This is a genomic window from Streptomyces canus (genome assembly GCF_041435015.1).
GTDB classification, from domain to species: Bacteria; Actinomycetota; Actinomycetes; order Streptomycetales; family Streptomycetaceae; genus Streptomyces; species Streptomyces canus_G.
Window position 1 is genome coordinate 9,813,644 of record NZ_CP107989.1, and the last position, 16,932, is coordinate 9,830,575.

General features: G+C 70.3%; 13 protein-coding genes. 8 read left to right on the plus strand and 5 right to left on the minus strand.

Annotated elements, in window-relative coordinates; genetic code table 11:
• Positions 1-88: 88 nt before the first annotated feature.
• From OG841_RS44710 to OG841_RS44720, 3 genes are all read left to right on the plus strand, one after another.
• On the plus strand, positions 89-919 hold the full coding sequence (locus OG841_RS44710; protein ID WP_328636115.1) for a peptidoglycan-binding protein: 831 nt from the start codon (positions 89-91) through the stop codon (positions 917-919).
• Positions 916-1,872: a helix-turn-helix domain-containing protein gene (locus OG841_RS44715; protein ID WP_371570039.1), complete on the plus strand. Its 957-nt coding sequence runs from the start codon at positions 916-918 to the stop codon at positions 1,870-1,872. Before OG841_RS44710 ends, OG841_RS44715 begins: the two co-directional genes overlap by 4 nt.
• A 129-nt stretch (positions 1,873-2,001) precedes the next feature.
• On the plus strand, positions 2,002-2,733 hold the full coding sequence (locus OG841_RS44720) for a hypothetical protein (protein WP_371570041.1): 732 nt from the start codon (positions 2,002-2,004) through the stop codon (positions 2,731-2,733).
• Between the two features lie 116 nt (positions 2,734-2,849).
• Here OG841_RS44720 and OG841_RS44725 read toward each other — a convergent pair whose 3' ends face one another.
• The 5 genes from OG841_RS44725 to OG841_RS44745 all read right to left on the minus strand — a co-directional run bounded on the left by OG841_RS44725 (position 2,850) and on the right by OG841_RS44745 (position 10,866).
• The gene (locus OG841_RS44725) at positions 2,850-5,198 is read right to left on the minus strand and encodes an alpha-L-fucosidase (RefSeq protein WP_328636112.1); all 2,349 of its coding nucleotides are present in this window, start codon (positions 5,196-5,198) and stop codon (positions 2,850-2,852) included.
• A 502-nt stretch (positions 5,199-5,700) separates the two neighbouring features.
• Entirely contained in the window at positions 5,701-6,783 is a 1,083-nt protein-coding gene (locus OG841_RS44730) for an MBL fold metallo-hydrolase (RefSeq protein ID WP_328636111.1), read from the minus strand.
• Between the two features lie 98 nt (positions 6,784-6,881).
• Positions 6,882-8,228 (minus strand): MFS transporter, encoded by a 1,347-nt coding sequence (locus OG841_RS44735; protein WP_328636110.1) that lies wholly within the window; start codon positions 8,226-8,228, stop codon positions 6,882-6,884.
• Positions 8,229-8,321: 93 nt separating this feature from the next.
• Positions 8,322-9,101, minus strand: coding sequence for a class II aldolase/adducin family protein (locus OG841_RS44740; protein ID WP_328636109.1), 780 nt, complete (start codon positions 9,099-9,101; stop codon positions 8,322-8,324).
• 139 nt (positions 9,102-9,240) lie between these two features.
• Complete coding sequence (locus OG841_RS44745; RefSeq protein ID WP_328636108.1) at positions 9,241-10,866, minus strand: PucR family transcriptional regulator; 1,626 nt, start codon at positions 10,864-10,866, stop codon at positions 9,241-9,243.
• Between the two features lie 206 nt (positions 10,867-11,072).
• On the opposite strand from OG841_RS44745, the gene OG841_RS44750 reads away from it, so the two are divergent.
• The 5 genes from OG841_RS44750 to hpaD are packed head-to-tail and all read left to right on the plus strand — an operon-like array spanning position 11,073 to position 16,914.
• The gene (locus tag OG841_RS44750) at positions 11,073-12,074 is read left to right on the plus strand and encodes a ketopantoate reductase family protein (RefSeq protein ID WP_328636107.1); all 1,002 of its coding nucleotides are present in this window, start codon (positions 11,073-11,075) and stop codon (positions 12,072-12,074) included.
• A 10-nt stretch (positions 12,075-12,084) separates the two neighbouring features.
• A complete protein-coding gene (locus OG841_RS44755) occupies positions 12,085-13,515 on the plus strand; it encodes a fumarylacetoacetate hydrolase family protein (RefSeq protein WP_328636106.1) in 1,431 nt (476 codons plus the stop codon).
• Complete coding sequence (dapA, locus tag OG841_RS44760; protein ID WP_328636105.1) at positions 13,512-14,438, plus strand: 4-hydroxy-tetrahydrodipicolinate synthase; 927 nt, start codon at positions 13,512-13,514, stop codon at positions 14,436-14,438. Before OG841_RS44755 ends, dapA begins: the two co-directional genes overlap by 4 nt.
• Before the next feature lie 2 nt (positions 14,439-14,440).
• Positions 14,441-15,922, plus strand: a complete 1,482-nt coding sequence (gene hpaE / locus OG841_RS44765) for a 5-carboxymethyl-2-hydroxymuconate semialdehyde dehydrogenase (protein ID WP_328636104.1) — start codon at positions 14,441-14,443, stop codon at positions 15,920-15,922.
• Entirely contained in the window at positions 15,919-16,914 is a 996-nt protein-coding gene (gene hpaD / locus OG841_RS44770) for a 3,4-dihydroxyphenylacetate 2,3-dioxygenase (protein ID WP_328636103.1), read from the plus strand. The genes hpaE and hpaD overlap by 4 nt, the downstream gene beginning before the upstream one ends.
• Positions 16,915-16,932 lie beyond the last annotated feature (18 nt).

The following is a 16,932-nucleotide window of genomic DNA, read 5'->3' on the forward strand; positions in this document are numbered from 1 at the left end:
GATGTGGCGTGCTCATGCAGAATGCGCAGGAGCGGAGGGGGCCGCTGCTCACGCACACGACCATGGTGATGACCGCTTTGGGGGAAACATGCCGCGCTCCAGGACGCTGCCCGCGGAACTCGACCCCGGCGCACGGCAGTTGGTGACCCGTTTACGCGGGCTGAAGGACCACAGCGAGCTGACGATGCGTCAGCTCGCGGTCAAGACCGGCTACAGCGCCAAGTCGTGGGAGCGTTACCTGGGAGGCACGTCGCTGCCACCACGGGAGGCGGTGGAGGCCCTGGCCCGGATCACCGGCACCGACCCCGTTCCCCTGCTCGCGCTGCACGAGATCGCCGTCGACGCCCGGGACGGCCGCCGCGCAAGGCCCGCCGCACAGCAGCAGAACGAGCAGCGCGAGCGGGAACAGGAGCAACCGGCCCGTGCGACGACGCCGCATCCCGGGCCACCGGCCGCAGCGACACCGCGCACGCCGCCCCGTGCCACCGGACCGGCCTCCGGTCGCTTCCCGCACGTCGCGCTCACCGCAGGCATCGCCGCCCTGGCCGTAGCCCTTTCGGCGGCGCTGCTGCTCATGCTGCGCCTTGACGACGAAGCCGGTCGGGCAGCCGTCACCGCTTCGCCCCGCACCACCGCGGCCTCCCCACCGCCCTCCTACACATGCCGCATCGCACGGGTCGACGGCCGCTGGTCGGCGGGCATCAACAAGGGCCGCGACACCGAGATCGTCTACGGCGCCACCGGTGCCGACGTCGCCGAGGCGCAGTGTCTGCTGCGCCGGGCAGGCATCTCACCCGGCGGCATCGACGGCATGTTCGGCCCGCTGACGCTGCGGGCGGTCAAGACGTTCCAGGAACGCGCGGGCCTCGCAGTCGACGGCATGCTGGGGCCGCGCTCGTGGAAGGCGTTGCGCGGATGACAGCCGGCGCGCCCTCACCGCCGGGCGCGCGACTGGCGGTCGTACTCCAGCAGTTGCGGCAGCGCACCGGACTGAGCCTCGCGCAGCTCGCGAACGCGACCACCTACAGCAAGTCGTCCTGGGAGCGCTACCTCAACGGCAAGAGCCTGCCACCGCGCAGCGCGGTCAAAGAGCTGTGCCGTCTCGCCGGCGAACCCGCCGACCATCCGCTGGCACTCCTGGACATCGCCCGCACGGACCGGGCGGAAGCCACCGGGTCGACACGGGCAATGCCTGTTCGACAGCGCACGGCCACCGGGACGGACACACCGACCCCGGGCTCCACCACTGTCCCACCCGACACCGACACCGACACCGACACCGACACGGCCACCGGCGAGACAACTTTGAGCGACGCCGACGACACGCGCACCAGCTCCACCGGCCGTCGGCACGTGAACGTCGTCACCGCCCTCGTCTCGACCTGTGCCGTCGTCCTTGGGGCGCTCGTACTCACCCACCTTCCCTCCACGCACCGCGAGGAGGCGCCACCGTCCCCCGCGCCCTCCGGGGCCACCGGGGTGCTCTGTCGGCACACGGCCTGTCAGAACAAGGACCCGATTGCGATGCGATGCGGGGCCGAGCCGCTGACCCTGGCCGAACACGAGACCGCCACCGGTGCCTTCATCCAGATCCGCTACAGCCAGGAGTGCGGGGCGAGTTGGGCCCGGATGTGGGGCGCCGCCGTGAAGGACCGCGTCGAGATGCGAGTGGGAGGCCGGCACGGTTCCCTCCACAGCGCCCAGGTCACCACCCGCAAGGAGGCGGACACCTACGTCCACACCCTTATGAGTGTCGTCAGCCCCGGAACGCCCGTGCAAGCCTGCTTCAGCCCTGCGGCCGGCGGCGACAAGGAATGCTTCAAGGTCCCGGGTCGGGCAACTGGCGCGAGTGGCGCAGCAGATCCGGCCTGACGTGACCAGCAGGCCCGGCTGAACCGTCACAGGTTCAGCGCCTGGCGCTCGTGACGCTCACGTTCACTACCCCGCGCAACCGTGCGCCGCTGCTCAGGGAGTCGTCGATGCGCTACACAAGGCATCTACATGAGCTACCAGGGGGACGCGATGAGCTCATCAGGGGGAAGTGGCGCGGGTGCACCAGCCGGAAACGGTTCAACCGATGGTGACGCTGCCCAGAGAAGTAACCACCGGATCCAGATCATCGCGGCGGTGATCGCCGCGGCAGCAGCGCTCTGTGTTCCGGTCGTGGCGTTCCTGCTGCCCGAGGACGGCAGGTCAGGGGCGGCCGTCACATCCGATCCCCAAGGCAGCTCGACGTCAACCGGGTCGTGCAAGCTGGACAAGTTGTCCCAGCATTGGGTGACGCCCGATTCAGTGCCACAAAATCGCCAGTACTACGAGAACGGCAGCGAGCCCGACGTACGAGTGCGGATCAGTGCCGGAGACAATCCCAGCATCGAAGTCGTGGGGCAAATCAAACTGGCGCCGCACCCCGGTCAGGACCTGCTCCTGGCCGTGTGGCCCGACCCCAATTCACGGGACACCACGGGAAACCGGGGGTCCGGCCAGTACTATCCACACGGTTCCATCGAGCCGGACTCAACGGGCTGCTGGAACGACGCGCCTCACCTGGTGGGGTATCCGGGCGTACGGGGAATCACGGAAACCTACTCCCTGGAGCTCGTCCCGCACGACCAGGCTGTGAAGGTCCTTGCCCGAGAAGGCCATCCCGACGGCTACTCGCCCCAGGAATGGGAAGCCCTCGACACCACCACGGTCTTCAGCTTCACCGTTCCTACGGCCAAAGAGACGTGACCGCCGATACAGCCTCCTGCGGAGGCAGTGATGCCCCCGCAGGACCGCGTCCTCATCCGGAAGACGTTGAGCGCACCGCGAGCGGTCACGTCCTCCTGCCGCTTCGGCGTCGTCGGTCAGGCGTTCCAGTTCACCTTGAAGACCCAGACATGCTGTCCCGCTTTGCGGGCCGCCGCCGGGACGTCGATCACCAGCGCTCCCTTGCTGAGCGTCCAGGTCAGTGGCCGGTCGTGGCCCAGCATCGTCACCGTGTCACCGTTGCGGATCGGGACCGGCGCCTCAACGGTGAGCCGTGAGCCCGGCTGTGCCAGAGAGTGGATGTAGAAGGCCCGGTTCGGGCGGACGGTGAAGCGGAGGTCGTCACCCAGTTCCGCCATCTTCGACCAGTACGTCGTGTCGTAGACGGCCTCTCCGTTCGTCCGCAGCCACCGACCCGTCTCCCGCAGTCGTGTCTGCATGATCTCCGGGATGGTGCCGTCGGCGCGTGGGCCGATGTCGAGCAGGAAGTTGCCGTTCTTGGAGACGATGTCCACCAGGCTCTGCACGACCTGTTCCGTCGTCATGTAGGAGCCGTCGGGGGTGGCCTGGTTGTAGCCGTAGCTGAAGGGGTCCAGGCCGCGGCTGGACTCCCATTTGGCGATCACGGTGTTGTCGTACGTCGTGTACTCGGGCGTCGTGAAGTCGTGGAAGGAGATGCCCGAGCGGTTGTTGACGGTGACGTCGATGGGACGGGACCGGTTCTTGGCGTGGTTGAAGTACTCGGCGAGCACGTGCACGCTGTCGTTGGCGCCGCCGATGTCGCACCAGATGAGCTCCGGGTCGTACCCGTGGATCAGCTCGAGCATCTGGGGGGCCTGATAGTCCTTCACGAAGTCCTTGCCCGCGCTGTATCCGGTGTAGGGCACGGGGTCGAGGGTGTACGGGTTGCGCGGGGCGTGGCCCATCCAGGGGTTGTCCGGGTTGAACCACTCGGGCATCGAGAAGTAGAGGCCGCGGTGGAGCTCGGGCGTGTAGCGCCGGGACGCCTCGAACAGCTCCTTGAGCAGGTCCCGCTTCGGGCCCATCTTCACGGCGTTGCGGTCGGAGACCTTGGTGTCCCAGAGGGCGAATCCCTCGTGGTGCTTGGAGGTCAGCACGTGGTACTGGGCACCGGCGTCCCGGAACAGCTCGACCCAGGATCGCGGGTCGAACTTCTCCGCCGTGAAGCGCGGGATGAAGTCGTCGTAGGCGAAGTCCTCGCCGTAGGTGTCCCGGTGGTGGGCGTACGTGGGGTTGTTCGGGTCCTGCATCTGGTCCCAGTACCACTCGGCGTACTGCGTGCCGACCGGCGCCCAGGCGGGCACCGAGTACACGCCCCAGTGGATGAAGATGCCGAACTTGGCGCTGTGGAACCAGTACGGCGCCTGGTGACCGGAGAGGGAGGTCTCGGTCGGCTGGTAGTCGGCGACGCCGAGGGACAACCGGCTGCGCTGGGTGGCGGCCGTGGCGCCGCGGCCGGTGACCGTCACCACGCCGTCCTGGGAGGTGCCGGGTGCCGTCCCCGTGCGGTTGCGGATACCGATGCGGACGCGAGCCTGCTCGCCGGGGTCGAGGCGGCGGACGGCGGCGGGCTCCACGGTCCGGGCGCCCGGCACCGTGACCTGTACCGACACGTCGTCGCCGGTCAGGACGGCGGCGGTCCCCGCGTTGACGACGGTGGCCTCGACGCTCTGGGCGCCCGTGGACGTCAGGAGCGAGTTCGTGGAGTGGGCGTCGCGCAGGATGAGTGCGCGTCCCTGGGCGACCGGCTGGAGGGAGAGCGCGAACACGTGCAGCGAGGTCTGGTTCGGCTCGGGTGCGTGGGTGGTCGGCAAGGTGATGGCGATCGCCTCGCGCTGCGGATCGACCCATACCTCCGAGGTGCCGATGCCGACGCTGTGGTCGTCCTTCGCGCCGTCCGGACCGTAGCGGTACGGCGCCGACAGCGAACCGCCTGCCGCGTACCAGTCCGCTCCGGTCAGGCCGGCCGTCGTGGTCGAACCGTCCGCGTAGTGCACGGTTGCCTTGCCCGAGGCGTTGCCGTAACTCCCCGAGGTGAGGAAGTAGGCCGCCATGTAGCGGCCCTTGGGCAGGTCGATGCGCTGACCGAGCGCGACGACGTTGTTCTTGGCGCCTGCGGCCGAGGAAGGGAAGACGAAGGAAACGCCGTCCACCTCCACCTGGCCGGCCGGGAGTTCCTCGCCCGGGAACGTGTAGCCGGAGCCGTCGAAGTCGCCGCCGCGCGCGGCGGCGGTGTCGATGGCGTCGTTGTCGTAGAGGCTGTCGAGGGGTACGGGAACCGGAGCGGGCACGGGCGCCCAGGTCCGGCTCTGCTCTGCGACCGCCTGAGCAGCGTGGGCGTCGGTCGTGGAGGCGAAGGAAAGAGCGGCTGAGGCAGCGACACCCGCCGTGACGCCGAGGACGTGACGTCTTGGATACGTACTCATGGCGGCTCCCAATCATCGGATGTCTTGATGATTGGGGAGGCGTGAGAGGGTGTCAATGGGGAGTGCGTGGAAGAGAGTTGAAGCAGAGGTCGGATGGGTGGGGGCCCCACGGCGAGGGTGACGGCCGCTTCCAGGACGTTGTAGGTGCTGGTCACGGCGACCGGCAGCCGTGTTCGATGGGCCGGCACACCGCGGTGGCCGGGGTGGAACCGTCTTGGCCGCCTCCACCGCGACCACGGGAGCGCGCGGTTGCTCGAGAGCGGGGCCGATACGTTCGTCGGCGGCTTGGCAAAGGCTCGCTGAGGGGGAGGTCGCTGGATCGGCGGAACATCGGCGCCGAGATTGGCAGCGCGCTGTCTCATCTCGCCGTGCCGGCACGCACCTCTGCCTCCGGCATCAATGGGAGACATCCTCACGCACGCGCCGCCGCAGATCCCCGGCCCACCAACGGCCGACGGTCACCGCTGCGCGCGCAGCGGTGACCGTCGTGTTGTCGCGAACTTCAGCAGCAGCCTGCCGTGGGGGCGCTCCTGGCCGCCATCGTCGTCGCAGTCGTGGTGGCGGCCGCCCGCTGATCCTGGGCGATGCGGCCGCGCAGCATGGTCTCCACGATCTTCATGAAGCGGTGTGCTGTCGAGGTGCCCACGATGAACGGGTTCTCGCGGCCGTTCGGCGCGCTGCGCAGCGCTTCCATGCGCTCGAGGCCGTAGTCGGCGAAGCCGTGGTTGCTCAGCTCGACGTCGACACCGGCCCGCCTCGCCCGGGAGGCGAAGGTGAGGGCGGAGGAGAGGTACGTCTGCTTGCTCGCGGTGGCCGCGGGCGGGTTGGTCCCGCCCCACAGCATCGCCGTGTGGGTGCGGCCCCGCCAACGGGCCGGGAAGATCGGCGAGACGGTGCCGGGTGTGTGTCCCGGTGTGTGGTCGAGCGTCACGGTGGTACCGCCCAGCGTCAGCTTCTGGCCGTCGGCGATGTCCAGGTCGCGGGTGGGTGCGTTGGCCGGGGACGTGGAGGCGAGGAGGTCCCAGTCGGCCGGGGCCATCATGACCCGGGCTCCGTACCGGTCGGCCAGGTACTGGGCGCCGCCGAAGTGGTCGCCGTGGCCGTGGGTGACCACGACGTACTTGATCGTCGAAGGGTCGGCCCCCAGGCTGCGCAGTCCGGAGACGATGTACTGCTCTGCCTCGTCCGGGTTGTCGAGGGCGTCGATGAGGATGATGCCGCGTGGGGTGAGGATCGCCGTGGCCGACACGAAGCCGACGCTGAGCACGGCGACGTTGTCGAAGATCCGCAGTGGCGCGGGAGCGGTGGGCCTCGGCGGGGTGTAGCCGGCGGTGAGCGCGCTGACGATGCTCTTGAGGACCGGGTCGTCGCCGGCCAGTTCGGCTGCGCGGTCGAAGTAGTCCTGTGCGGCGGGGACCGCGGACGCCGAGGTCTCGGCGGAGGCACGTCCGGGAAGCAGCGACGCTGCGCCGGCGGTGAGTGCCGCGGCGGCGCCGAGCTGCCACAGGCGGCGGCGCGTCAGGGCTCCGTGGGGGCGGACTTCGGGCGATGCCTGGCGGATGGGGGCGGTGTGCGGCTCGTTCATGCGGGAGCTCCTCGAAGCGTGGTGGTGGGGGGGAGGGGGTGTTGTGGTCGGTCGCCTGTCGCCGCGGCGTGGGCTGCGTCGGCCGGTTTTGACGTTGCTCAGGCGGTCACGACCGCCTGCTCGTCCTTCTCGCCGGCCTCGGCCTCGGCCTCGCTGAGCGGCACGCCCTGGCGCTCCTTCAGGACGAACGTGACGGCGAGTCCGACCACCGTCACTCCCGCGAGGTAGACGGCGACGGAATACACGGTGCCGGTGCCGGACTGCAGGGCTTCGGCGATCATGGGGGCGAATGCGCCGCCGAGTACGGCTCCGATGGCGTACGACAGGGCCGCACCGCTGTACCGGACGGCGGTGGGGTACAGCTCCGCGAACAGTGCGGCCTGCGGACCGTAGGTGAGCCCCAAGCCGATGCTGTAGAGGACGAGCGCCACCACGACGAGGCCGGTGTTCGCCGTGTTGAGCAGCGCGAAGAACGGGAACATCCAGGCGAGTTGGATGACGAAGCCGATGCGGTAGACACGGAGGCGGCCGAATCGGTCGGACAACCGGCCGCCCGCGAGGGTGCTGGCCAGCCAGCCGACCGCGGCGACCATGACGCAGATGAGGATCAGCGTCGGGTCCATGCCCAGATGGTTCACGGAGTAGCTCTGGACGTAGCCGCCGGTGGTCATGTAGCCGACGGCGTTGTTCGCGGCGAAGAGCAGGGCGCCCGCCACGACGAGCGGCCAGTGGTTCTTGAACAGCACGGCGATCGGGGCTCGCGACTGGTTCCCGGACTCCTTCAGCTCCCGGTAGGCGGGGCTTTCCTCGACCTTGCGGCGGATGACGAACCCGGCGGCGACGAGGACGACGCTGAGCAGGAAGGGGATGCGCCAGCCCCAGGCGAGGAACTGGTCGTCCGTGGTGAGAGCGGTGACGGCCGCCAGGGCGCCGTTGGCCAGCAGCAGGCCGAGCGGTGCGCCGAGCTGGGGGTAGGAGCCGAACCTCCCGCGCTGTCCCGGTGGTGCGTGCTCCACGGAGATCAGCGCGGCGCCGCCCCACTCGCCGCCGGCGGACAGGCCCTGAAGGATGCGCAGGAGGACGAGGATGACCGGGGCGCTCATCCCGATGGAGGCGGACGACGGTACGAGGCCTATCAGGGTGGTGGAGACGCCCATGAGCAGCAGGGTGGCGATCAGCATCGCGCGGCGGCCGAGCCGGTCACCGAGGTGCCCGGCGAGCGCGGCTCCGACCGGCCGGAAGAAGAAGCTGATGCCGATGGTCGCGAAGGAGATGACCAGCGAGTCCTCGCCGAGCCCGTCGAAGAACTCGCTGCCGAACACGAGTCCGGTGCACAGGGCGTAGATGAAGAAGTCGTACCACTCGATGGTGGTGCCCGCCATGGCGGCGAGCGCGACCGTGCGGTGCTGACTCCGGTTGCCGGATGTCTGAGCGGATGGGGACATGGGGAGTCCGATCGTCGTCGGGTCGTCGTTGGCCCGGGGGAGCGGGAGGGTGTCCGACGGCGTGGTCCGGTGGGCGTGTCACCGGCAGGCGTGTCAGACGGCGTAGTCGGGGGCGACGCGGTCGATCCTGCGGCGCAGTGCGTCGAACAGGGTCCTGCCCGCCTCGGTACGGTCGCCCATCTGGAAGGACTCCTTGGTCGAGCGCACCGCCGCCTCCCGGCTCACCGCGGTCAGCGGCTGCCCGGACTGCTGGGCGGCGAGCTGGATCTCACAGGCCCGTTGCAGCGTCCACAGGGCGGCGAAGGCGGCGGGGACGGTCGGTCCCACCGCCAGCAGGCCGTGGTTGCGCAGGATCATCAGGTCGCGGTCGCCGAGGTCGGCCACCAGCCGTGGCTTCTCCTCGGGGTCGACGGTGATGCCCTCGAAGTCGTGGTAGGCGACCATGTCGTGCAGTTGCGCGGCGTAGAAGTTGTCCGGGTCCAGTCCACCGCGCAGACAGGCGACTCCGGTGCCTGCTGTGGTGTGGGTGTGCATGATGCAGTGCGCGTCGGGCCGACCGGCGTGGACCACCGAGTGGATCAGCAGCCCCGCCTCGTTGACGGGCCAGTCCGAGTCCGACAGGACGTTGCCGTCGAGGTCGATCTTCACGAGGTTGGACGCGGTCACTTCGTCGTACATCAGGCCGAACGGGTTGATCAGGAGGTGTCCCTCCTCGCCGGGCACCCGGACGGTGATGTGGTTGAAGATCATCTCCACCCATCCGAGGTGGTGGAAGACGCGGTAGCAGGCGGCGAGTTCGAGCCGCGCCCGCCACTCCGCATCACTCATGTACGCCGGTTTCGCCGTGCTCGTCGGGGTGTCCAGAACGGTCACTGCCGTGCTCCTTGATTGCTGCGTGGGCATCGCCGGTACCGGGTGAAGGCCTCGGTGTGCAGGAGCATGGGCGCGCGACCGTCCGCGAGCCAATGTCGGGTTCGACAGTGAATCCGGTGGAGTGGTGTCCGATGCGACATCAGCCCCTCGTCGGCGGCTCCGACAGGCCGGCCAGGGCGGTCAGTTCCAGCGTCAGCAGAAGGCGCCGCGTCGGATCGGCGAGCGCTACGCCGAAGAGTTCCTCGGCCCGGCGCAGCCGCAGCCGCAACGTGTTCTGGTGAATGTGCAACTCGGCGCTGGCCGTGGCGACATCGCCGAAATGCCGCAGATAGGTGAGCAGCGTGGCGCAGTAGTCGGTGGCGTGTTCGGCGTCGTGTGCCCGCAGGCGTTCGGCGATGCCGGTGCGCAGTTCGGCGTCCTCGCGTACGGCGCCGACGAGCCGCCGCAGCACCAGCTCCGGCCGCAGGTCCCCGGCGTGGTACGCGCCGGTCCCGGCCCGCCGCTCCCGGAGGTGGTCGAGCGCGGCGTCGATGTCGCGGCGCGCCGCGAGCAGGGCGGAAGTCGTCCCGACGGTGGGGGAGTCGACCGCCGTGAACGACCGGTGCAGGCTGTGCCGGGCCCGGTCCAGGAGGTGGTCCAGCAGGACACCGGTGGACACGGAGCCGGAACCGGCAGTCGGCAGCAGCACGTAGACGCGGTCCCCGAGCAGGGCCGCCGCCGGTTCGTAGCCGAGGGAGCGCCCGTCGAGGACGGCCAGATCCAGCGCCCGAAGCAGAGCGGCGCGGCGTCGGGCCGCGGTGCCGGCTTCCCATGACTCCTCGTCGCCGCCCTCTTGCATCGCCTCGGCCAACCCGACCAGCACGGCGGGAAGGCGGACACCGCCGGGCGGGTCTCCCTGCCCAAACTGGCCTTCCAGCGCGTGACGCAGGGCGCGGTCGCGGCTCTCCTGCTCGGCGTCGACCTGGCGGCGCAGCGCCAGCATGTGCAGCGCCGCGACCCGGGCCGCCTCCTGCAGGGTGGGCCCGCAGTCGGCGGCCGCGGCCTCGTCGGGGAAGGCGACCCAGAGGGAACCGAGTACGTCCTCGCCCGCCCTGATGACCACGGCCGTGCGCGGCAGATCGCCGGGTCGGTGCTGGCGTACGACCGTGTCGCTCACCCACACCTCCCGGTTCAGGTGATCGGCGAGCGCGTCCTCGGGCACCCGCCTGCCCAGGATCCCGCGCCGCCGGGTCTCGTCGATGGGCTGGTCGGGCAGGTTCGAGTAGGCGACCACCACCTGCTGCGTGTCCATGATCGCGACAGCGCCGCCGACGGTGCCCGCTACCGCGTTGGCCAGCGAGAACAGGTCGCCGCCCGTGGCCCCACCGCCGCCCGGTTCCGCAACCGCCCGGCGCGCGGCCAGGATGGTCGTGACCAGACGCTGCACACGCGTCCACGGCACCCGCGGATCGACGGCCAGCACGGGGACGCGGGCCGTGGCGACCTGTGCCGACACCTCCGGCGGCGGGGGAGTGGGGCACTTGACGGCGAGTGCGCAGGACTGGTCTGCCGCTGTCCGGAGGGCGGCGCCCAACGCGTCGCGGTCGGCGATGTCCAGGCCGACCCCGAGCAACAGGTGTCCGGGCGCGGTGGTCGCAAGCGCCTCCGGGTGGTCCAGCAACTCGGCGCCGGTGACGCGCCATTCAGCCGCAGCGCCGTCGGACAGCAGGCTGATGACACCGCCTCGCAGGGCCTCGACGAGCTGCTCCAGGGGCATCGCGGTCATGCCGACCTCCGTTCAAGGGGATGTCGGAATCTACATCAGGCAAGCTCCGTGCGTGGAGGCACCGACATTGTTGCGGGCCGTGAGGCGGCGCATGCTCGCTGCGAACGGTCACACCGGCCCATGACCACACCCGAAAAGGAGGTGCGACGGCGTTGTCGCATCCACCCGCATCCCCGCCGAGCAGTCGGCCACCTCGGATCACCGTCGTGGGCCCGGGTGCCGTCGGCGCCACCCTCGCCGGGGCGTTCGCCGCCTCGGGCGCCGAGGTCTGTCTGCTCGGACGGCCTGGCCCGCACCTCGACGCGATCGCCGCGCAGGGGCTTCTGCTGCGTGGCCGGGAGACGGAAGGCGGCCGGGGAACGGGAGCCGAGGTCTGTCACCGCTTCCCCACGGCATACGACGCCGCCCGGCTCCCCGTCCCGGACCTGGCCGTCGTCTGTGTCAAGAGCCAGTACCTGCTTCCCGCCGCCCGTAGTATCCGCACCTGGGTCGAGCACGGCACGGACGTGCTGGTGGTGGCCAACGGAGTGCCCTGGTGGCTGCCGTCCACCGCCGAGCGTGCCGGGGAAGACGCCGTGCTGCGATCGGTCGACCCCGACGGGGAACTGCTGCGGCTCCTGCCCGCCGAGCGGGTGATGTCCGGTGTGGCGCACTTCAGCAGCGCTGTCGAGGGCCCGGGCCGGGTGACGCACCTCAGCGGTGACCGGCTGATCATCGGCGACCCGGGAGGCGGGATCTCCGACCGCGTCCACCGATGCGCCGCAGCCCTCTCCGCCGGGCCCGTCCGCCCGGAACCCAGCGCGGACATCCGCCGGGACATCTGGGAAAAGCTGCTGGGCAACGTCAACCTCAACCCCGTCAGCGCACTCACCGGTGCCGCCGTCCTCGACATCCTCGACGACCCCGACGTACGACAGGTCTGCGCCACCATGTTCGACGAGACAGCGGCCGTCGGCAGGGCACTGGGCATCGAGAGCGCCATGACGGCCGACGACCGGCTCGACATCGCCCGCAAGCTCGGCGCGTTCCGCACCTCCATGCTGCAGGACGCGGACCGGGGCCGCCCCCTCGAACTCGACGCCATCGTCGGCGCCGTACGCGAACTCGCGCGCCGCACTGGTGTCCCGTCCCCCTCCCTCGACGCGGTGCACGGACTGCTTGCTCTGCGCGAGCGGGTCCGCGACCGCGGCGAGTCGTCCGGCAGCTGAAGGAGCCCCGGTGTCACACCCCTTGGGGAACCCGCCATCGAAGATCATCGCTGTCCACCTCAACTTCCGCAGCCGCGCCGAGGAGCGCGGCCGAACCCCCGCCCACCCCTCCTATTTCCTCAAGCCGCCGTCGTCGCTGGCCGGCACCCAGGAGGCGATCGTCAGGCCGCGGGGCTGCCGGCTCCTGGGCTTCGAAGGCGAGATCGCCCTCGTCATCGGTACGCGGGCCCGACAGGTGCGACCGGAGGACGGCTGGCGCCATGTGCGCTGGGTGACCGCCGCCAACGACGCGGGCGTCTACGACCTGCGGTACGCCGACCGCGGCTCCAACCTTCGCTCCAAGGGTGCGGACGGCTTCACCCCGATCGGGCCACGGCTGCTGGACGCCTCCGAACTCGACGCCGCTGGACTGCGGTTGAGGACATGGGTGAACGGCGAGCTGGTCCAGGACGACACGACCGACACCCTGTTGTTCCCCTTCGGTGAGCTGGTCGCGGACCTGTCCCGACTGGTCACCCTGGAACCCGGGGACGTCATCCTCACTGGCACCCCGGCCGGCGCCTCGGTGGCCGGACCGGGCGACGTGGTCGAAGTCGAGGTCGGCGACGGCCGGTTGAGTACAGGGGTGCTGCGCAACCCGATCGCCGACGCCGATCACGACCTGGAGCCGTGGGGCGCGCAGCCCAGGACCGACCGGGCCGAGGAGGAATCGGCCTACGGGGCCGGGTACGTGCCCGAGCCGCTGCTGGCCGAAGACCTCGCCGACGGACTTCGCTCGGTGGCCGTGGCGACGCTGAGCGCACAGATGCGCTCGCGCGGTCTGCCGCACATGTCGATCGACGGCGTGCGACTGGTCAGCGGCACGGCGATGGTGGGCGTGGCCCACACCCTGCGCTATCTGCCGCTGCGCGAGGACCTGTTCAAGCGGTACGGCACCGGCATGAACGCCCAGAAGCGGGCGATAGAGGAGCTGCGCCCCGGACACGTCCTGGTCATGGACGCCCGACGGGACCCGACCGCCGGCACCCTCGGCGACATCCTCGCACTGAGGGCCGCCCGGCGCGGCGCGGCCGGTGTCGTCACCGACGGCGCCGTACGCGACGCCGCCGCCATCGCCGGCCTGGGCCTGCCCGTCTACGCGGCAGGCAGACACCCCTCCGTCCTCGGCCGCCGGCACGTCCCCTGGGACACCGGCGTGCCCATCGCCTGCGGCGGGGCTCTGGTGCAGCCCGGCGACCTGATCGTCGGCGACGCCGACGGCGTGGTCGTCGTACCGCCCGACCTCGCCGAGGAGCTGATCGCCGACTGCCTCGAACAGGAACGGCAGGAGCGCTTCATCACCGAGCAGGTCGCCGCGGGCGAGAGCGTCGACGGCCTGTATCCGCTGGGCCCGGCCTGGCGCGACGCCTACGAGAACTGGTGCAAGGGAGAAACACAGTGAAGTTCCGCAGCGACCCGTCGGCCATCCGCGGGTCCATCGCCCCCGTCGTCACACCGTTCACCGCGGACGGCGCCCTCGACCACGACAGCCTGCGCGGCCTGATCCGCTTCCAGCTGGAGTTCGGCTCGCACGGCATCTCGCTCGGTGGATCGACCGGCGAGCCGAGCGCGCAGAGCGTCACCGAGCGGATCGCCGCGATGCGCACGGCGGTCGAGGAGATCGGCGACCGGGTGCCCTTCCTGCCCGGCACCGGCTCCCACAAGCTCGACGAGACCCTGGAACTCACCGCATCTGCCCAGGAGTTGGGCGCCGACGCGGCCCTGGTCATCACGCCGTACTACGCGCGGCCCACGCAGGAGGCCCTCTACGAGTGGTACGCGAGGGTGGCCCGGGAGTTCCCGGACCTGCCGATCGTCGCCTACAACGTGCCCTCCCGCACCGCCGTCGACATCGCCCCGGAGACGGTCAAGCGGCTGTTCACCGATTTCGACAACTTCGTCGGCGTGAAGGAGACCACGAAGGACTTCGAGCACTTCTCCCGCGTACTGCATGCCTGCGGACGCTCGCTGCTGGTGTGGTCCGGCATCGAGCTGCTCTGCCTGCCGCTGATGGCACTCGGCGGGGCGGGCTTCGTGTCGGCCGTCGCCAACCTGGCCCCGACCGCGGTGGCGCGGATGTACGGGCTGTGGGAAGCCGGCGAGTTCGAAGCGGCCCGTGACCTGCACTACCGCCTGCACCCGCTGGTCGACCTGCTGTTCGTCGAGACCAACCCGGCGCCCGCCAAGTGGGTCCTCGCCCAGCAGGGCCGCATCGCCTCCGCCCACGTCCGCCCGCCGTTGACGACACCCACCGAGACGGGCCTGGCGAAGATCCGCGCGCTGCTGGCCGAGGGCGGCGACCTGACCGCACAGATCGGAGCCTGACCGTGAGCATCGAGAACCTGCCTCCCGTCATCCAGCACTGGATCGGCGGAGAGTTGGTCGACAGCGCCGACGGGCGGACGTTCCCCGTGGCCGATCCGGTGACCAACACGCCCTACGCCAAGGCCGCGGCCGGCGGCCCGGCCGACGTCGAACGGGCGGTGACCGCCGCCAGGTCCGCGTTCCACGCCTGGTCGTCCCTCGGCAACCGGGAGCGCGCGAACATCCTGAACCGCATCGCGGACGCCGTCGAAGCCCGCCACGAGCGGCTGGCGTCCTTCGAGTCGTACGACACGGGGCTCCCCATCACCCAGGCGAGGGGGCAGGCCCGCCGGGCGGCGGAGAACTTCCGTTACTTCGCCGACGTCATCGTCGCCCTCGGCGAGGAGGCATTCCGGCAGGGGGACGAGCAGTTCAGTTACGTGGTGCGCAAGCCGGTCGGCGTGGCCGGGCTGATCACGCCGTGGAACACCCCGTTCATGCTGGAGAGCTGGAAGCTGGCCCCGGCCCTGGCCTCCGGCTGCACGCTGGTCCTCAAGCCCGCCGAGTGGACCCCGCTGTCGGCCTCGCTGTGGCCGGAGATCTTCGCCGAGGCAGGAGTGCCCGACGGAGTCGTGAACATCGTGCACGGCTTGGGGGAGAAGGCCGGCCAGGCACTGGTCGACCACCCGGACGTCCCGCTGATCTCCTTCACCGGCTCCACCGACACCGGCCGGCACATCATCCGCTCCAGTGCCCAGCACCTGAAGACCACCTCGATGGAGCTGGGCGGCAAGTCCCCGGCCGTCGTCTTCGCGGACGCCGACCTCGAAGCCGCCCTCGACTCGGTCGTCTTCGGTGTGTTCTCCCTCAACGGCGAGCGCTGCACGGCCGGTTCACGTGTCCTGGTGGAACGGCCGGTGTACGAGGAGTTCACCCGCCGTCTGGCGGAGCGGGCGGACGCCGTCCGCGTCGGGCCGCCCTCCGACCCGGCCACGGAGGTGGGCGCGCTGGTGCACCTTGAGCACTACGAACGCGTCCTGAACTACGTCGAGATCGGCAGGAAGGAGGCCCGCCTCGTCGCCGGCGGCACCCGGCCCGCCCACCTCGCCGACGGCAATTACCTCCAGCCGACCGTCTTCGCGGACGTCCCCCGTGACGCACGGATCTTCCAGGAGGAGATCTTCGGCCCCGTGGTCGCCGTCGCCCCCTTCGACGACGAGTCCGAGGCGATCGAGCTGGCCAACGCCACCCAGTTCGGCCTCGCCGCCTACATCTGGACCTCGAACCTCAAGCGCGGCCACCGCATCGCCCACGCCGTCGAGTCCGGCATGATCTGGATCAACTCCCACAACGTACGGGACCTGCGCACGCCCTTCGGCGGCGTCAAGGCCTCCGGCGTCGGCCGGGAAGGCGGCGCGCACAGCATCGACTTCTACACCGAGTCGAAGATCGTCCACGTCGCCCTCGGCGATGTCCACACCCCCCGCTTCGGAGCCGCCTCGTGACCGCGCCGGATGTGATCCGCTCCGCCTACGCCCAGCTCGCCGTCACCGACCTCGCGGCGGCCCGCTGGTTCTGGGTCGACATGCTCGGATTCCACGTCCAGTACGAGGACGCCGACACCCTGTGCCTGCGCGGCACCGACGAGTTGACACACCACTCCCTCGTCCTGCGCAGGGGCGACCTCGCCGCCCTCGACCACCTCGCCTACCGGGTCCGCACTCCCGAGGACGTCGACAAGGCAGAGAAGTTCTTCCGCCGACTCGGCGGACCGGTGCGGCGCCTCCAGAAGGGCGAAGGCACGCCCGGCGTCGGCGACGCCGTCCGCGTCATCGACCCGCTGGGCTTCCCCGTCGAGTTCTTCCACGACATCGAGCGTGCCGAACGCCTCATCCAGCGCTACGACCTGCGCCACGGCGCCGAGGTGGCCCGCCTGGACCACTTCAACATCTGCACCCCCGACATCTCCGCCGCATACGCCCACTACCAATACCTCGGATTCGGCTGCTCGGAGACCATCGAGGGCGACGAACACGAGCTGTACGCCGCCTGGATGTACCGCAAACAGACCGTCCACGACGTCGCCTTCACCGGCGGTGCCGGACCCCGACTGCACCACCTCGGCGTCGCCACCCACGAATCACACCAAGTCCTGCGCGCCGCGGACCTCTTCGGCTCGATCCGCAAGGAACACCACATCGAACGCGGCCCGGGACGGCACGGCGTCTCCAACGCGTTCTACCTCTACCTGCGCGATCCCGACGGCCACCGGGTGGAGATCTACACCTCCGACTACTACACCGGCGACCCCGACCACGAGACGTACCGCTGGAACGTCCACGACGACCGCCGCCGCGACTTCTGGGGCAACGCCGTCATCGAGTCCTGGTACAAGGAGGCCACCCCGGTCCTCGACCTCGATGGGAGCCCCCAGCCCGTCTCCGACGCCCTGCTCGACGAGTCCGCCGTGACCGTGGGAGCCGACGGCCTCGGCTGACCCGCCGGCATACGGTAC